Below are 16921 nucleotides of genomic sequence, written 5' to 3'. Positions count from 1 at the left end.
GCACATCGCTAATTCATTATATCTAGAGCCTCATTGCGGTTCCGATAATGATGAATAAGGGGTAAAAGAAACATCAAATGGCCATGAGCAGTACGCTGATTATGGCCATTGTTAGGTGCTGCTATACTCAAATAATGCTTTTCCCAACGCTTATCTTTTTTGTTTTTAGCCTATGCGGCCGTAATCTATTGTACATGGGCAGACTTTGGAGGAATTGATCAGCTTTTGTGACCGTTCACAACTCGAAATCTCTGAGGTTTAAGCAATTACTGTCAGGTGTCTGCAAGATCATTTAGCGGTCTTTTTTTAATTTTTACTTTGCTTTACAGTAAGTCGAAATAGTTTAAAAATAATAATTGGTTTTTTAAGCCTGCACGTGCAGAACTGTTTTTAAAGACAATCGCTTCTAGGCCTATGACTCAATATGCTTCAATAGAAAAATAAAATGATGGGGATTCATATATGGAACAGGATAGCCTGCTACGGCGTTTAAAGCAGTCTGCTCAACAAAGTCTCAGTATTTTCCCCAATCTGAACGAACTTTATCTCGATCAGATGGCGCTGATTGGCCAGCTGAATGCGCAAAACCTGTTCAAGATTTATCAAGAGCAGCACCGGATTGATCTGCTCAATGGAATGTTTTATATCCAGTTTTATACGCCCAAGGATTTAGATCAGCAACGGGCACATGTCTTGGCGGAGGCTCATTTTGATTTTAAACAGGCCAAAGCCGAAGCACTGGAAGATTTCTTTTTTCAAGATATTTACTTTTTAACCGGTGATTTAAAACCCCAGCATTCACTTTTTTTAAGAGACAAGGCCAAGTCGTTACGCCAGATTCTTATAGATCAGGTCTATGCCTGGGTAGAGGGGCCGAAGCGGGTTGCTGAATGTTTGAGCCAGATATCAGCTGTTCAAGCCGAAATTATGGACTCTCTGATGATTCAGGCAGAGCTGTATCATCAACCGTTGCTGTATGCCTATGTCCAGCATGGACAAGAAATTCCTGTCGAGATTTTGAACCGCTTGCAGCAGGTTTTTTCCTTACACTACTTACAGTCGAATGAGTTCCTGTCGATTCAATCCTTGATGGATAGTTTAGATGAGTTTTGTTTTAGTGCAGCCGAGTTCCTGCATCCGGCGACTCTCCGGATTATGGCATTATCTTTTGAGAACCGTTTTAACCTGTATGAGCTGAATGAGCATATCGATGATATTCGACTGTTATATCGTCATGCTGAAGAGCAAAGTAATCTGTTGGGCTTTGTTCGTCTAATGAACCGCGAGATCTGGCAACGGGATGACTTGTTATCCAAGCGCAATTTTCTGGAAAATGACAGTTATTTGTGGCAAAAAAAGGTGGCTAATTTCCCCCTATTTGATTGCAAGCGCACGGTTAACTGGCTATTTAAACAGTCTGCCGAGGTGCTGGATTGGCTGAGCATGAATATTCAGCACAGCAGTGTACGGGTGGCCGCGACCGCTTTAAGCTTTATTGATAGCCATCATATTCATCCACAAATCATTCTGGCCACCCTGCAATATTTTCAATATGTGGCAGCGCGTCTGTTCATTCATAGTGCGCATCAATATGCGATTCAATATGGCTGGTTTCAGCATCAGCAGAATCAGAAGGTTGCTCTGAAAGGTACTGGCCAAGCCTATGAAGATCAGCGTATTGCCATTAGCCCCTCCATTTTGTATCTGGATGAGTGGAGAGGCTTATTACGGGATATGGCACTGAATGATCATATGACTAAAAAGGTGTATACCAATTTAAGCCGGGTCATGCAGGCATTTATGCAACATTTATATAAAGCCACTCAGGATCTGCCAGTAGATGTGCTGGCCTATATTCGCCCGCAGACACAGCAGGACCGCGATTTTTATCATGTATTGCAGCGGAACCGCATTCCTTTTGTAGAGTTTCGAAAGCGCTTTTATTTGCAGAACCAGCATGTGCGTGAGTCAGTTTTTAATGGTTATGTGCGTGATTATTTACCGGAATATTTTTCTACTCATGCTGATGTGGCTAAAAATCTGACTTGGAGCAGCCTGTTCGCTCAAGCCGTAGCGTGGCATAACCATATTCAGAAACAAGAAATTGTCGCCAAGCTTAAAAAGGAGTTTGCCCTAGCGAGCTGGACAGCACGTACCCAGGCACCGTTTTTACTGTATTTTAATTGGCGCTTTGAGGAGTTAAAAAGTTTAGACCGGATTCTTGAGGAAGCTCGAATATTCAGGAATTGTCTGGCTGCAAGTTACGCACAGCGGATCGTTGAAGGAGAATATGTGGCCTTTCGGATGTCACATCCCGATATTCATTTACCGCTGATTTTGGGTTGCCAGTTACAGGATGGGCATGTAATTTTTGACCAGCTGGAGTATCCGAACAATCAAAAAGCGGAACTGGAATACATCAATATTGCCCAGCATTTTATTGACTGGCTCAACCTGCAAGCCTGACCGGATTTAGGCCTTTTCCGCCGTGATGCTTAACTTTTCCGCCAAAAATCGTTAGGCTATAGCCGTTCTTTTAGGGTATCTCTTTTTATGAAACAGGAAACTGCGCTTAAGTTATTAAAAGCAGGAGAAAATGTCTTTTTAACCGGTTCTGCAGGGGCAGGCAAAACCTATACGCTCAATCAATATATCAATTATCTAAAAGCCCGTAAGGTCTCTGTCGCAATTACGGCCTCGACCGGTATCGCGGCGACGCACATGAACGGAATGACGATTCACACTTGGGCGGGTATCGGGATTAAGGACTTTTTGTCTGACGAAGACTTAAAGCGCATGAAAGAGCGTAAATACCTAAAAGAACATCTGGAAAATGCGCAAGTCCTGATTATTGATGAAATCTCCATGTTGCATGCCAAGCAGCTGAATTTGGTCAATCAGGTACTGAAATATTTCAAGGAAAGCGATGAGGCTTTTGGCGGCATTCAGGTAATTGTAGCAGGTGACTTTTTCCAGTTACCGCCAGTGGGTAAAAATGATGAGCGTAATCGGGACAAATTCTGTTTTATGTCTGAAGCTTGGGTCGAAGCCAAGTTTCGGGTGTGTTATCTGACTGAGCAGCATCGTCAGGGCAATGATTATCTGAATGATATTTTAAATGCGATTCGTGCTCAGGCCATTACGCAGGAGCATCTGGCCGCCCTGCATAGCACACGTCAGCAAGAAATCGGCGAGACTTATACGCGTCTGTATACCCATAACATGGATGTGGACAGTATTAACTTTAAACATCTGAATGAAATTGATCAGGAGCCACGGCAGTTCGATGCGCAGTGTGATGGAAATGAAAAACTGATTGAAACCTTAAAATCATCCGTGAGAGCCCCCGAGGCTTTAACCCTGAAAAAACATGCCAAAGTGATGTTCGTGAAAAATAACTTTGATATGGGTTATATCAACGGCAGTTTGGGGGAAGTCATTGGTTTTGAAGATGATGATGAATATGGCATTCTGCCTAAAGTGAAACTCACCGATGGAACCACCTTGCTTGTTGAGCCTGAAACCTGGTCGGTCGATAATGAAGCGGGTAAAACCATTGCCAGTTTCCAGCAGATTCCCTTACGTCTGGCCTGGGCCATTACCATTCATAAATCTCAAGGCATGACATTAGAGGCGGCTGAAATTGACCTCAACCATACCTTTGAAAAAGGGCAGGGCTATGTTGCGCTGTCACGTTTAAAGACCTTAAGTGGATTACGCCTGAAAGGTTTTAATGAACAGGCTTTAGAGCTTGACAGTTTGGCGATTAAAGCAGATCGCCGTTTTCAGGAACTGTCTGATGAAGCCGAGGCTAATTTTTCTCATGTCGACTTGACTACTCAGCATAAGGCCTTTATTCGTCACTGCGGCGGAACCTTGAATGAAACTGAAATTCAGCGTAATGAAAGGAAAATTACCAAAAGTGGCGCTAAAACCAATTATGCCACTGCCACGCTGGATGAAACCCGTGAACTGTTTGAAGAAGGCTATGAAATTGCTGATATTGCGACAGAACGTGGTCTGACGCCTGCAACCATTATTAATCATTTGGGCCGTTTGCAGAAGGAACGAGGACTGGATATTTCAATCGCTCATCCGGGGGAAGAGGTGGTTGAGCAAGTGCGCAAGATTTATAAACGTCTGACTAAACGCCAAAACTCCGATCATTTTAATGATGATGGCAGTATCAAATTACGCCCGATTGTCGAGCTGACCAGTCCGCGGATGGGCTATGATCAGGTGCGTCTGGCCTTACTGTTTGTTGAATAACCTTGCGTGAAGTACTGAAGATGGATGTTTGATAAATACTTTATCATTTATCCGGCATTCCATCTTTTTCAACTTGAATTAACAGATTAAAATAGAAAGTACTCTCAATCACAATTTGCACGAATATGGTATTTACCACGTGGTACTCACTCAGGAAATTCGTTTATAACAATTTACATAATGAAGAATACGAAACAAAATTTAGCCGGATCATCAACTATTTTTTAATTTTACTGATCATTAGTAATGCCAGCGCCGTATTATTGGAATCAGTAAATGATATTTATCAATCTTATTCGTTGTTTTTTGATTTATTTGAATATTTTTCTATCCTGATTTTTTCTATCGAATATCTCTTGCGTTTTTGGTCTATCGCGGAAGAGAGTCCCTTTGAAAGTGCATGGAAGAATCGCCTGAATTGGGTAAAAAGCGGTGGAGCAATGATTGATTTATTAGCCATTCTACCGGCTTATATCAATTTTTGGGTGCCGATCGACTTACGTTTTCTCAGAATTTTACGGCTGTTACGACTGTTAAAGTTGACTCGGTATTTTGTATCCTTGCAAATTCTCTTGCGCGTGATTGAACGTGAAAAAGGTTCTTTTCAGGCAGTCGTATTTATTTTGAGCATCATGATTGTCATGGCAGCCGCCTGTATATATGTGGTTGAGAGCAAGGCGCAACCAGAGGTATTTACTTCAATTCCGGCTTCTATGTGGTGGGCGGTGGTCACACTCACCACTGTGGGGTATGGAGATGTAACCCCTATTACGCCTGTAGGGCGTTTTTTGGGTGCACTTATTACCATCTTAGGGGTAGGGCTAGCCGCGTTGCCGGCGGGTATTTTAGCCACGGGTTTAACGCATGAGCTGGAACAACGTAAACAAAATCTGGAATTAAAGTTTAGAGAATTATTACAAAATGCTAAAATTGATTTATTGATTGATCAAGAGAAAATTGAAAATATTCGTAAAGAGGTCGGACTGAGTATGGAGCAGACGCAGGATATTATTTTTCAATTGATGCGTGAGCAACGCGAAGAAGCATTACAGCAAGAGCGGGAGCACTATGCTTATTGTCCACATTGCGGGAAAAAACTACCGGATTGAAATGCTTATCCAAAGGGCTTAAAACTATTCTAATAGGTGACTGCTTAAGCTCTGGAACGGAAATTATTGAGTACATGGCTGCGATAAATGGATATGCCAGGAAGCTACAACAGGGATGTTTCAAAACATCTTCTTTTTCCTAGATTACGCTTTGTTACACTTGATGCGAATTCACTCCCATTATCTGGTTCCAATCAATAACGATAAAATTCCGGCTGCAATCAATGGTCCCACCGGTACGCCACGCAGGACAGCTACACCTGCGACTGTACCAATCAACAGGCCGGCCACTACATCTGGCTGATTTGCCATCAGTTTGACCCCACGTCCACCGAGCCAGGCCACAAAAAGACCAATACTAATCGCCAGTAAAGATTTCCAGCTAAGAAAAGATTTCAGAATGCTTTCCCCAGGAATTTTTCCACTCGCAATCGGGGCCAATACGCCAATCGTTAAAATAATAATCCCGATATTTAGCCCGTGCTGCTGAACATAAGGAAGTAGGTCATGCAGTGGCGTAATTTTAAGTACAATCAGCACCGCTGCAGCAATGGTCACTGCACTATTATGGCTAAATATACCGCAAGCCAGTAAAACCAAAAGAACAATCAGGTTTAAATCAAGTTGGGACATAGGAGATAGAAAAATGAAACTTCACAGGATTATAGGCTTTTTAACCTGAGAGGGGGAGAAAAACCGGACAGCGCAGAATCTTGATGGAATTTCAGTATAGAATGCGCCTATCTCCCGTTTAAGCAGGTTCAAACAGATGCTATTAGAGAAAATGTTGCAATCACAAGGTTTCGGTTCACGTAAGCATTGCCAGCAACTAATTAAGAATGGTGCTGTTTCAATTCAGGGAGAAATCATCGATGAACCCAAATATAAGCTCAATCTGCAAGACCTTATATTTAGTGTCTATGGTCATGAACATCGCTACCGGGAAAAAGTCTATATCGCTTTAAATAAGCCTCAAGGCTATGAATGTTCCCATCAGGCCACACATCACTTCAGTGTTTTTGACCTGTTTGACGACATTCTGTTGAATCGCGGCCTGCAATGTGTGGGTCGTCTGGATCAGGATACCACCGGGCTGTTACTACTGACAGATGATGGTCAGTTTCTGCAAGCCCTGACGCACCCGAAAAAGCATGTGGCAAAGGTTTATCAGATGACCACAGCCGATCCGATTACAACGGAGCAGATTCAGCAGCTGGAACAGGGAGTTGAGCTAAGAAATGAAAAAGGTATCTTTGCAGCGACCCATATCAGTCGTCTGGATGAAAAACGTTTACAAATGACCATTCATCAAGGGGTGTATCATCAGGTTAAGCGTATGCTGGCTGCAGTGGGAAATAAAGTTGAGCAGCTACATCGTGCCCAGATTGGGGCATTGGCATGTAATGACTTGGGGGATGGGGAATGGATTTATTTGACCGAAGAACAGGTGGCTCAGGCAAAATTCCGTTCAGAATAACAAGCTCAAGTTAAAAGGTTTATTTTAAAAAGCAGTGGTAAGTCTGAAACTCATCATCTTTAACAAATCCCATGGATTCATACAAGTGGTGGGACTGGTAATTGTTCTTTTGGGTTTCCAGACTGATTCTTAAGGCCTGTTGATGTTTGGCAAATAAAACTGCTGTATCAATCAACTGTTTGGCTGCGCCCTGACGGCGATAAGCCGGGCTGATATAAACATCATCCAAAATATAATAAGTGGAACAGGCAACTGAGGAAAAACCTAAATACAGCACAATAAAGCCAATTAAGGCCTCATCTTTAGTATTAATGAAAATAACGGTTTGACCATCTTCAAAACGCTGTTTCAGAAATTGATGGGAAAGATCGAAATTGGAAGAAGCACCATAAAACTGGCGATACTCATCAAATAAAACAGCCAGATTATGCAGATCTTCCGACTGGGCACGTCGTACAATCATTGGCTTACTCCATGCTAATTTTGCTTGATCATTAGCATAAAGCATAGCGAAATTAGCCAGAGGAGGGACTTAAGAATTGTTCCTAAGTGCAACAATGTTAAATTTTGTCGCTTTCACCCAAAATTGCATTAAGTTCTTCAAATAAATCAAGATGATCATCATCTGCAACCAGTTCTTGATGATCTGCTGCCTGAGCAGTAGTAACCGGATGAAGGGCTTGCTCTGCTCTCAGTTCATTTTGCTTCAGTTTGCGCAATTTAATCAGCTGCTCCAGATCGATATTCTGGTTCTCGATGGAGAAAGGAATTGACTTGGTAATAACAACCTGTTTAAAAAACAGCCGCACTGCCTGAGCGGGTGTAATCCCTAATTGCTTAAATACTGCAAAAGCCTGTTTCTTTTCTTGGGAATCCAGGCGAATTTGATAGACTTCAGTTTTTCTCATAATATTTTCAAAGCTTTAAATTACTTAACTTTTCGCATTTATTCTAATCATTTAATGTTGAATTTCAATCTTAAAGCGACCGATTTTAGAAAATAATCTGTAATGACAAGCGATTTACAGTGTCAATTCAAATTTTGAACTAAAACTCATCTGTTGTTCTGTGAGCGGATCCTTAAACTGGAGCTGTTTGGCAAGCAGTTTTAAAGGCTGGGAAAAGTCATATTCAGCTTTATGCACCACTTCGGGATAAAAAGGATCATGTTGAATCGGGATATTTAAATGATTCAAATGGACGCGCAGCTGATGCTGTTTTCCGGTATGGGGGTGCAGTTCATATTTCGCCCATTGCCCTTTGTGTTCTAGCAGTTGAATAAGCGTTTCACTATTTGGCTCACCTTCAACGATCTGCATGGTATAAAAAGGCTGCCCTTTTTCCATTTTCAGGCTTAAAGTCATCGGGAAGTTTAAATCAGGACGATAAGCGGCAATCGCATGATAGGTTTTTTGTACTTGCCGGGTCGCAAACATCTGCTGATAGGCACCACGCGATTCTACACATTTGGAAATCAGCACAACTCCGGCAGTTTCACGGTCCAGTCGGTGAATCGGGCTAAGATGCTCATTTCCGGTCTGCTGTTTTAGCCGGACGAGTAACGTTTCCTGTACATACTGTCCGGTGGGACTCATGGTCAAAAAGTGTGGCTTGTCGACCACCAGCAGATGTTCGTTTTCAAACAGAATCTGATGCTGAAAGGGAACATGGGCTTCATAAGCCAAAAAGCGATAGTAAAAACAGTGCGTGTTGGGCTGAAAGGGACTCTCTACCGTTAAGACTTGGCCCTGAGCGTCATACACCAGACCGAGCTCAAAGCGGGACTGCCATTCGCGGGGTTCGATGTGCCGGAACTGCTGACATAAATAAGCATAAATGGTCGCAGGACGGGGGGAAACAGCTTGCAAAAAAACTTTACTCGCACTTACGCCATTCAGCATAGGTGGCTTAAAATCAACAGGCGAATGCATGATTAGGTCGCAAGCTCTCTTATTAAAACAGATGCTGTGAAAAAACACAGTTTCTCACAGAGGTGAATAGGCTTTTAAAGTGCTGCGATGCTATCATAATTATTCTTTTATCGCATGTCGTGAGTAATATGCCTTATTCCTTGAATGTCACTTTAAATCATGAAGAAGATACCCGAAAATTGGCCAAAGTTCTGGCAGAAACCTTTCCTGCTGGTGTTGTCTATTTGATTGGTGACTTGGGGGCAGGGAAAACTACATTAACGCGCTATTACTTGCAGCAGCTTGGCCACAAAGGCTCGGTAAAAAGCCCCACCTATACTTTGGTCGAGCCGTATCAAATTAATGAGCAGGATATTTTTCATTTTGACCTGTATCGTCTAAATGACCCTTATGAGCTTGAATTGATGGGCATTCGAGATTATCTGGAAACGCCGAATGCGTTATTTTTATTTGAATGGCCATCTAAAGGTGGGGATGAAATTCCACAGGCAGATTTAATTATTGAAATTTTAAAATCCGAAGATGAACTTACACGTACTGTGAGTTTGATTTCATCTAATCTGGCATTAAAACAGGCTTTGGAGCGCGAATTTTCACATGGTTCATGATCTCAGTATACGCCGTATCCGTGCACTTGATCCGGCACTCGCCAACCAGATTGCAGCGGGAGAGGTGATTGAACGCCCCGCATCTGTGGTGAAGGAATTACTGGAAAACTCAATTGATGCAGGAGCAACCGAGCTGCTGATCCGGGTAGAACAGGGCGGCAGTACACTGATTGAAATCACTGATAATGGACGTGGTATCCATCATGAAGATTTGCCATTGGCTGTGCTGCGTCATGCGACCAGTAAAATTCAGACTGCGGAAGAGCTGCATGCCATTAACAGTCTCGGATTTCGTGGTGAGGCTTTGGCATCGATTGCTGCTGTATCGCGTTTAAGTCTGACCAGTAGCCAGAATGAAGACGGCATTGGCTATCAGGTCGAAGTCAATGGAACCGCGTTTGAACATCAGGAAATTCAGCCGGTCGCGGCGCCTAAAGGCACCCAGATCCGGGTGCAGGATTTATTCTTTAATGTACCGGCACGACGTAAGTTTCTGAAAAAGCCTGGAACCGAATTTGGGCATATTGAAGAAATTGTCCGCCGTATGGCCTTGACCCATTTTAATATCCGTTTTGTTCTGGAACACAATGACAGCATCAAACTGAATCTGCCAGTGGCAGACAGTGGCGCATTACGCTTTCAGCGGGTGCAGCAGTTACTTGGCCGCCAGTTTACTGAAAATGCTTACTGGATGGATGCGGATAGTATTAACATGCGTTTATCGGGTTGGCTCGGTCATCCCTCTGATGCACGTGCACAGGCTGATCTGCAATATGTTTATGTGAATGGGCGGATTGTCAAAGATAAGACCATTTCCCATGCCTTGCGTATGGCGTATGATGGCATTCTGCATGGTCATCAGCATGCGGCCTATTTACTGTTTCTGGAAATTGACCCGGAAAGTATTGATGTCAATGTGCATCCGACCAAGCATGAAATACGTTTTCTGAACCAGCGTGAAGTGCATGAGTTTGTACGGCATTATGCCAAGGAAACCTTGGCACAGTTCCAGACGGCGAGTGCTGATCTGTCAGAGGCAATGAAGACTGAAGATGAAGCTGTGGCGAGTGCATCTCAACCACGCTATCAGGAGCAATTCAGCCTGCACCAGTCAGTGATAGCCCAAATGCCAGCTCACTCGTCCACTGTCTCTGTTCAGGACGAAAATGCACCTTTGGATATACTGACAGATTTTGAATCCTCACGGCCGCAAACTGTGCATTATGCGCCGGATTACAGTAAATCTTATACTGGTTCACAGCAGCTCAATAATGCCTTAAAAAGCTATTTGGCACCCTTGCGAGAGCTTGACACTGTTACCGATGCGTCTGTTGGCGATAGCTTTCAGACCCATCTGCAAAGCAAAGTCGATGAACATCCTTTAGGCATTGCCATTGCCCAGCTGCATGGCATTTATATTCTGGCACAGAATACCGAAGGCCTGATTATTGTGGATATGCATGCGGCACATGAACGTATTTTGCTGCAACAGATGAAAATGGCCTGGGACAAGCCGGAATTCTGGATGTCACAACAATTGCTGATACCTAAAGTTGTGAATATCAGCCGGATGCAGGCCATGCGGATTGATGAGCTGAGAGATCAGCTGGCACGTCTGGGGCTGGAAATTGATCAGTATGGTGATGAGCAGGTGATTGTACGTGGTGTACCGGCCATTTTGCACAAAGCCGATTTTGATGCCTTGATTCCTGAACTTCTTAATGACCTTGATCCCAATGATCAGGCGCAGGGCTTATTGCAGAAACGTGACCAGATTCTGGCAGGCATGGCTTGTCACGGTGCAGTACGTGCCCATCGTATTTTAAGTCTATCTGAAATGAATGCTTTATTGCGTCAGATGGAACACACTGAATTTGCGAGTCAATGTAATCATGGTCGTCCAACCTGGCGAGCTTTTCCATTGGCTCAACTTGATAAACTTTTTGCTCGGGGAGAGTAGTCTTACATGTCCAATCAACTACCGGTCATCAATTTAATGGGACCAACTGCAAGCGGTAAAACTGCTTTGGCATGTGAACTTTATGAGCAAGGAAATTTTGAACTGATTTCAGTTGATTCAGCCTTGGTTTACCGGGAGATGGATATTGGTACAGCCAAGCCCTCAAAAGAGGAACTGGCGCGTTATCCGCATCATCTGATCGATATTATTAGTCCGATGGAAGTCTATTCGGCTGCAAACTTTGTCGAAGATGCCTGCAAACTGATTGATGAGATTCATGCCCGTGGTAAGACTCCGATTTTAGTGGGTGGCACTATGCTGTATTTTAAGGCGCTATTAGAGGGTTTGTCTGATAATTTGCCAAGTGCAGACTATACGGTTCGTGCTGAGATTGAAGATCAGGCTATACGTGAAGGCTGGGAGGCCGTCTATGCAGAATTGTGTCGGGTTGACCCGGTCGCTGGACAAAAGTTTAAGCCAAGTGATAAACAGCGCATCATCCGTGCCTTGGAAGTCTTTAGGCTGACAGGTGAGCCGATTACAAAACTACAAGCAGAACAACCAAAAAATCAACCATATCGTTACAGTTTCCATAATTATGCCCTGATGCCAGATCGGGTAGAATTGCACAAACGTATTGAGATACGGCTTGAATTAATGTGGAAAAACGGATTTTTGAATGAAGTTAAGGAGTTAATGGGAAAATACGATTTTGATGATAATTTACCGTCAATGCGTTCAGTTGGTTATCGTCAGGCCATAGAATTCTTAAAAAATGGCAATATAAGTAGCGAAAAACAACGAGAAATGGAAGATAAGGCTTTGTTCGCAACACGACAACTTGCAAAACGTCAATATACCTGGTTGAGATCTTTGCAAGAAAAGCATAAATTTACTACATATTTTACGTTCGAGCAGGCCCAAGAAGACTTGCGAAACTGTCACGGATAAAGCAAAATTTAGAGACTATCTTTTTTATAATTTTTAATTGAAAAATAGAGATAGTTTTTTGCGCTGATTTTTAATTTTTTTTGGAGTTATAACATGTCTAAAGGTCAAACTTTACAAGATCCGTTTCTGAATTCTCTTCGTAAGGAACGTATTCCTGTTTCTATCTTCCTGGTAAACGGTATCAAATTACAAGGTCATATTGAATCTTTTGACCAATATGTTGTTTTATTAAAAAATACAGTAAGCCAAATGGTTTACAAACATGCAATTTCAACTGTAGTTCCTGCACGTAATCCACGTCCTGCTGGTGCACCTGCTGGTCCTCAAGGCGCGGGCTTTGGTGGTCAAGGCGCAGGCTTTGGTGCTCAAGGCACAGGCTTTGAGAATGACTCGAAATTTGAAGATTCTTCAGACGACGAAAACAATCGTTAATCGAATCTGAAATAAAAAAACCTCTCTATTGAGAGGTTTTTTTATAAGTATTAATTTTAAACCTATAAAAAAATTTAATATTGTAGTGTCGGATCTATAGATATTTTTTAAAAAATAGCGAGATAGTACAATCAATCGCTAACCCGATTTTACACTCATTACACCTCATACCATGCTGACATCAACGCGGTCTAAGTTAAGAACTATTTTCCGTCATTTTTATATTTATCCCGAACGAGATCTTTAAAATTTTATTGAAACTATTTTTGATCAAATTTGTATAGGTTAGTCTTGGCGAGATTTACTTACCGCCTTTAGGAAATCCAATATAATATTCAAGCGGTTTTCTCGATGGTCAAAAATAAACTATTCAACGTATTTAATTTCCTCTGACGTTGCTTCAGAGTGGATATTTATTGGTGCAAGCTAGGCGCACACATCAGTCTGCTACGGGCATTCAAAATCAGGGTATTTCAAAAGTATCGGTGGAGACAGTGCTCAAATTCATTTAGGAGTCGATTTAAATGGTAATCCTAGAATTATCATTGGGGATGAGACAAGCTATAAGGTCCAAGTTTCTCCTGCTTTGGTTGTTCGTTTGGGTGTGGCTGAAACTGATATTATTGCTGATAAAAGTTATGATGGAAAATCACTAAGAGACAAAAATCAATATATTCAAAATTAAATGAATGTTTCGGGAAGAATTCACTCGAAGTCTAGCGGTAAAAATATAGATCGGTATGTATATGAAATGAGGCCTTTAGTTGACAATAGCTTTGCAAGCTTAAAACAGCTTAGAGGTATGGCTACTCGGTATGATCAGCTAAAGCGAAATTATTAAAGTGCGGTTTTTTTTAGCTTATATTTATATTTGGCTGCCTTTATGAAAGGTTAACAGTCCCTAACTTGAGAACCACTTACATATAGCAATGCTGCTGTTTGAGAAAAAAGCATCAACACCAGAGTAATTGACTACTATCGCACACAAGGACTAGAGCTGTGCATTTGGTGTGGTAACCCAAGCGGTGCCTCTCGTCCTTTTATTTTTTAAGCCAATTTTTATGTATGATGGATAGAGAAGCTCAAGCTTGGTTCAAGTAATTAGTCGATACCTTGACATAATTCTGTGCGGAATAGGGTAAAAAAGCCAACTCTTTTTCAGTTAGTGGACGGGCTTTTTTGGCAGGGCTGCCCACATATAACCAGCCGCTTTCCAGTACCTTGCCGGGCGGTACCAGCGTTCCTGCACCAATCATGACATCATCAGGAATTAACACATCATCCAGAATAATACTGTTAATGCCAATGAGGACGCGGTTGCCAATGGTGCAGCCATGTAGAGTCACATGATGGCCAATCGTGACATCTTCTCCAATAATTAAAGGTGAACCATTCGGTTTGTCAGATTTTTTATGGCTGACATGCAGCATGGCATGATCCTGAACGTTGGAGTTTTTACCGATTCGAATCGAGTTCACATCACCACGAATCACCGCAAAAGGCCATACTGAGACATTTTCAGCCAATACCACATCACCGACCACAATGCTCATGGGATCGATATAGCAGGAAGTATCGATCTGTGGGTGAGTGCTTAAATAAGGGCGAATATTTGGGTGCATATTGCGGGGTCCGAGGCTTATTAAAAAACATGAAGAGTATAGAACAAAAAAGCATCCATCTGAGTGAATGCTTTGGCTTTCGTCTAAGACGGAATGTTTGACTTAGAACAGGTTGCTGAAGAACTGTTTGATATGGTCGAGCATACGTGCAAAGAAGCCTGCTTCTTCAACCGCATTTAAAGCAACTAGCGGTTTTTCTGAAATGACTTTACCATCCAGAGTCGCTACATATTTCCCCACGACCTGACCTGGCTGTAACGGTGCAGTCAGTTTCGGCTGAACCACCAACTGGGTTTTAATGGCATTAGCCTGACCTTTAGGCATAGTCACATTAAAGTTTTCTGCAAGGCCGATCTGAACTTCATCTTCCTTTGCAAACCAGACTTTGGCCTTAGCCAACACCTGCTTGGCGGGTTGAACATTTTTGGTTTCAAAGTTGGCATAACCCCAAGCCAGCAAGTCGCGTGTCTGTGAGGCACGTTCCTGCATCGATGGCGCACCAAAAATCACCGAGATCAGGCGAGTTGGTCCGCGTTTGGCAGAGGTGGTTAAACAGAAACCCGCTTCATCGGTATGGCCGGTTTTTAAGCCATCCACACTTGGATCTGTATAGAGTAGAGCATTACGGTTACCCTGTTTGATGCCATTAAAGGTAAATTCTTTTTCTGAATAAATTGGATAGTATTTTGAGCTGTCTTTAATGATGTGCTGTGCCAAAATCGCCATATCTTTTGCAGTTGAATAATGACCTTCTGCGGGCATACCGGTTGAGTTCACAAAGCTGGTATTGACCATGCCGATACGTTTCGCTTCCTGATTCATCATATGTGCAAAGGTACCTTCGTTCCCTGCAATATGTTCAGCCATCGCCTTAGAAGCATCATTACCGGACTGGATAATAATCCCGCGTAACATTTCCAGTGTAGTCGCGGTACCATTTAAGGGCACATACATACATGACTCGGTGCTACTCCCACGGCACCAGGCAGATTCGTTCATACGAACCTGTTCATTTTCAGTCAGCTCACCGCTTAATAACTTCTGTTCGATGAGATAACTGGTCATCATCTTGGTCATTGAAGCCGGGGCAAGTTTTTCATTTTCATTTTTTGCAGCGAGAATTTGCCCTGTCTCGAAGTCCATTAGCACATAAGATTTATTATTCAATTCTGGTGGTGCAGATAAGACAGTTGCTGCAAAGCTGAAACTAGGAATTAATAATAATGCAGCAAGAGCGGTTTTTTGGGTCATTTCTAGTGGGTTCCAATATCTTGATGTAGGCACAAAAGAGCCTAGCATTTTAGGACAAAGCTAGGCTGACTTCTATGGGAAACCCGGGGTTATTTTAAAAGTATTGTAAGTAGCTGCAAGAAAAATGATTTAATTGCTGTAGGCAGTTAATTCATCACAAATCACTTGATTTTTTTTCTTACCGGCCTTTTTGGCATCGGTCTTGGCTTCGGCCAGAATATGACGAAAATCTGCTTGTTTGCTCAATTGATTTAAGCTTTCTACCGGATTTTTCTGACCTGGTAAATATTCAGCCACCAGCTTGTTATAGCCCTGGTTGAATTTGGCTTTGTCCTTGACCATGCCTGGACAGATTTCAGATAAGACATAAATTGCAGCAAGTTCATGCGGAGTCACAGATTGAACGGGTGTAACTTCAATATTTTCATCAGCAGCGTGGGCGGAAGCGCCCAGAAAAGTTGCCACAGAAATGGCGCACAAAGAGAAGGTTTTAAATAAGGTCTTTTTCATTGAAAACTCAAAAATCAGCTTTAGAACAATAATTTGCCTAGCTTAAACCTATTTCTTAAATTGAAAAGTATGAAAATGTAGTGAAGCTGTAGAATTGTGAAGATATCTGTAAGAAAAATAAGACGATGTGAGCACCGTCTTATTTAGGATCCTAACACCGGACTCAACCTTGATGGTCAAGAATTTCCTGGCAAACTGTTTGTTGTTCTTCCTGAGAAGACTGTTTTGCACCGTCACGTGCTTCTTCCAGTAAAGATTTATATTCTGAATCGGCCTGAAGCGCTGAATAGGTCATGCCTTTAACCGAGTATTCCCCAAGATATGTTTGGATCAATTGCTGAATTACGCTGTCAAATGTTGCATTTTTACCAATAATGGCAGGGCATACCTCAGCCATGACTTGTGCTGCGGCAATATCTTCTTTAATGATTGTATTGCTTTCTTCGGTGGTCAGATCAGTCGTTGCAAGTACTGAGTGAGAAAAAAGTGCGCTAAAGCACAATGCTACCCCTGATAAAGATTTTTTTTTCATCATGATGAACCAGATTTATTAAAGGTGGATGTAAGGCCACAAATATATATAATTCCTGAACGAATACAATGAAATGTCCTAACGAGTCATTTTCTGGCATAACGAGATTTTTTGTGAATATATTGATTTCAAATGATGATGGTGTGTTTGCCCCTGGTCTTCAGGCTTTGGCAAGGGCTTTAAGTTCTTTAGGGCGTGTAGTGGTGGTGGCACCTGAAAGTGAACGCAGCGGCTATTCCAGTGCGCTGACCTTGGACCGTCCCCTCCGG

The 16921-nt window shown here is 42.4% G+C and carries 17 protein-coding genes and 1 pseudogene; 10 read left to right on the top strand and 8 right to left on the bottom strand.

From position 1 onward, the window contains the following. The first annotated feature begins 462 nt into the window (after positions 1-462). The 3 genes from E2K52_RS04025 to E2K52_RS04015 all read left to right on the top strand — a co-directional run bounded on the left by E2K52_RS04025 (position 463) and on the right by E2K52_RS04015 (position 5378). Positions 463-2466 carry a hypothetical protein gene (locus E2K52_RS04025; RefSeq protein WP_151203888.1) on the top strand — a complete coding sequence of 668 codons (2004 nt, stop codon included), beginning with the start codon at positions 463-465 and terminating at the stop codon, positions 2464-2466. 87 nt (positions 2467-2553) lie between these two features. After that, positions 2554-4269: an AAA family ATPase gene (locus tag E2K52_RS04020; RefSeq protein ID WP_151203887.1), complete on the top strand. Its 1716-nt coding sequence runs from the start codon at positions 2554-2556 to the stop codon at positions 4267-4269. A gap of 125 nt (positions 4270-4394) precedes the next feature. Further along, entirely contained in the window at positions 4395-5378 is a 984-nt protein-coding gene (locus tag E2K52_RS04015; RefSeq protein ID WP_151203886.1) for an ion transporter, read from the top strand. A 180-nt stretch (positions 5379-5558) separates the two neighbouring features. On the opposite strand, the gene E2K52_RS04010 is transcribed toward E2K52_RS04015, so the two are convergent. Then, on the bottom strand, positions 5559-6011 hold the full coding sequence (locus tag E2K52_RS04010) for a DUF441 domain-containing protein (RefSeq protein ID WP_151203885.1): 453 nt from the start codon (positions 6009-6011) through the stop codon (positions 5559-5561). Positions 6012-6147: 136 nt separating this feature from the next. Here E2K52_RS04010 and E2K52_RS04005 point away from each other — a divergent pair, with 136 nt between their 5' ends. Continuing rightward, positions 6148-6855: a pseudouridine synthase gene (locus tag E2K52_RS04005; protein WP_151203884.1), complete on the top strand. Its 708-nt coding sequence runs from the start codon at positions 6148-6150 to the stop codon at positions 6853-6855. A gap of 19 nt (positions 6856-6874) precedes the next feature. Here E2K52_RS04005 and E2K52_RS04000 read toward each other — a convergent pair whose 3' ends face one another. The 3 genes from E2K52_RS04000 to E2K52_RS03990 all read right to left on the bottom strand — a co-directional run bounded on the left by E2K52_RS04000 (position 6875) and on the right by E2K52_RS03990 (position 8786). Beyond that, positions 6875-7318 carry a GNAT family N-acetyltransferase gene (locus E2K52_RS04000; protein WP_151203883.1) on the bottom strand — a complete coding sequence of 148 codons (444 nt, stop codon included), beginning with the start codon at positions 7316-7318 and terminating at the stop codon, positions 6875-6877. A gap of 97 nt (positions 7319-7415) precedes the next feature. Next, on the bottom strand, positions 7416-7763 hold the full coding sequence (locus tag E2K52_RS03995; RefSeq protein ID WP_151203882.1) for a type II toxin-antitoxin system RelB/DinJ family antitoxin: 348 nt from the start codon (positions 7761-7763) through the stop codon (positions 7416-7418). A 114-nt stretch (positions 7764-7877) separates the two neighbouring features. Then, positions 7878-8786, bottom strand: a complete 909-nt coding sequence (locus E2K52_RS03990; RefSeq protein WP_151203881.1) for a pseudouridine synthase — start codon at positions 8784-8786, stop codon at positions 7878-7880. A gap of 128 nt (positions 8787-8914) precedes the next feature. Between E2K52_RS03990 and tsaE the strand changes: the two genes are divergently transcribed. The 5 genes and pseudogenes from tsaE to E2K52_RS03965 all read left to right on the top strand — a co-directional run bounded on the left by tsaE (position 8915) and on the right by E2K52_RS03965 (position 13624). Then, positions 8915-9394: a tRNA (adenosine(37)-N6)-threonylcarbamoyltransferase complex ATPase subunit type 1 TsaE gene (tsaE, locus tag E2K52_RS03985; RefSeq protein WP_151203880.1), complete on the top strand. Its 480-nt coding sequence runs from the start codon at positions 8915-8917 to the stop codon at positions 9392-9394. Further along, entirely contained in the window at positions 9384-11354 is a 1971-nt protein-coding gene (mutL, locus tag E2K52_RS03980; RefSeq protein WP_151203879.1) for a DNA mismatch repair endonuclease MutL, read from the top strand. Before tsaE ends, mutL begins: the two co-directional genes overlap by 11 nt. Before the next feature lie 6 nt (positions 11355-11360). Beyond that, on the top strand, positions 11361-12305 hold the full coding sequence (gene miaA, locus E2K52_RS03975) for a tRNA (adenosine(37)-N6)-dimethylallyltransferase MiaA (RefSeq protein ID WP_151203878.1): 945 nt from the start codon (positions 11361-11363) through the stop codon (positions 12303-12305). Positions 12306-12398: 93 nt separating this feature from the next. Beyond that, complete coding sequence (gene hfq, locus E2K52_RS03970; RefSeq protein ID WP_151203877.1) at positions 12399-12737, top strand: RNA chaperone Hfq; 339 nt, start codon at positions 12399-12401, stop codon at positions 12735-12737. 172 nt (positions 12738-12909) lie between these two features. Beyond that, positions 12910-13624: pseudogene (locus E2K52_RS03965) on the top strand (IS5/IS1182 family transposase). Between the two features lie 195 nt (positions 13625-13819). Here E2K52_RS03965 and E2K52_RS03960 read toward each other — a convergent pair. The 4 genes from E2K52_RS03960 to E2K52_RS03945 form a co-directional block, all read right to left on the bottom strand. Next, positions 13820-14359, bottom strand: a complete 540-nt coding sequence (locus E2K52_RS03960; protein ID WP_151203876.1) for a gamma carbonic anhydrase family protein — start codon at positions 14357-14359, stop codon at positions 13820-13822. Positions 14360-14461: 102 nt separating this feature from the next. Continuing rightward, positions 14462-15610, bottom strand: a complete 1149-nt coding sequence (gene dacC / locus E2K52_RS03955) for a D-alanyl-D-alanine carboxypeptidase PBP5/6 (RefSeq protein ID WP_151203875.1) — start codon at positions 15608-15610, stop codon at positions 14462-14464. A gap of 129 nt (positions 15611-15739) precedes the next feature. Further along, a complete protein-coding gene (locus E2K52_RS03950; RefSeq protein ID WP_151203874.1) occupies positions 15740-16120 on the bottom strand; it encodes an MCR_0457 family protein in 381 nt (126 codons plus the stop codon). A 163-nt stretch (positions 16121-16283) separates the two neighbouring features. Beyond that, on the bottom strand, positions 16284-16655 hold the full coding sequence (locus tag E2K52_RS03945) for an MCR_0457 family protein (RefSeq protein WP_151203873.1): 372 nt from the start codon (positions 16653-16655) through the stop codon (positions 16284-16286). Positions 16656-16765: 110 nt separating this feature from the next. Here E2K52_RS03945 and E2K52_RS03940 point away from each other — a divergent pair. Next, positions 16766-16921 (top strand): 5'/3'-nucleotidase SurE (locus E2K52_RS03940; RefSeq protein ID WP_319922798.1); only part of this gene is annotated, 156 nt, incomplete at its 3' end.

The organism is Acinetobacter sp. RF14B (genome assembly GCF_006864105.1).
Classification (GTDB): Bacteria; Pseudomonadota; Gammaproteobacteria; order Pseudomonadales; family Moraxellaceae; genus Acinetobacter; species Acinetobacter lwoffii_C.
The sequence above is the reverse complement of the archived record's forward strand: the minus strand, read 5'-3'. Positions and strand labels throughout refer to the sequence as shown.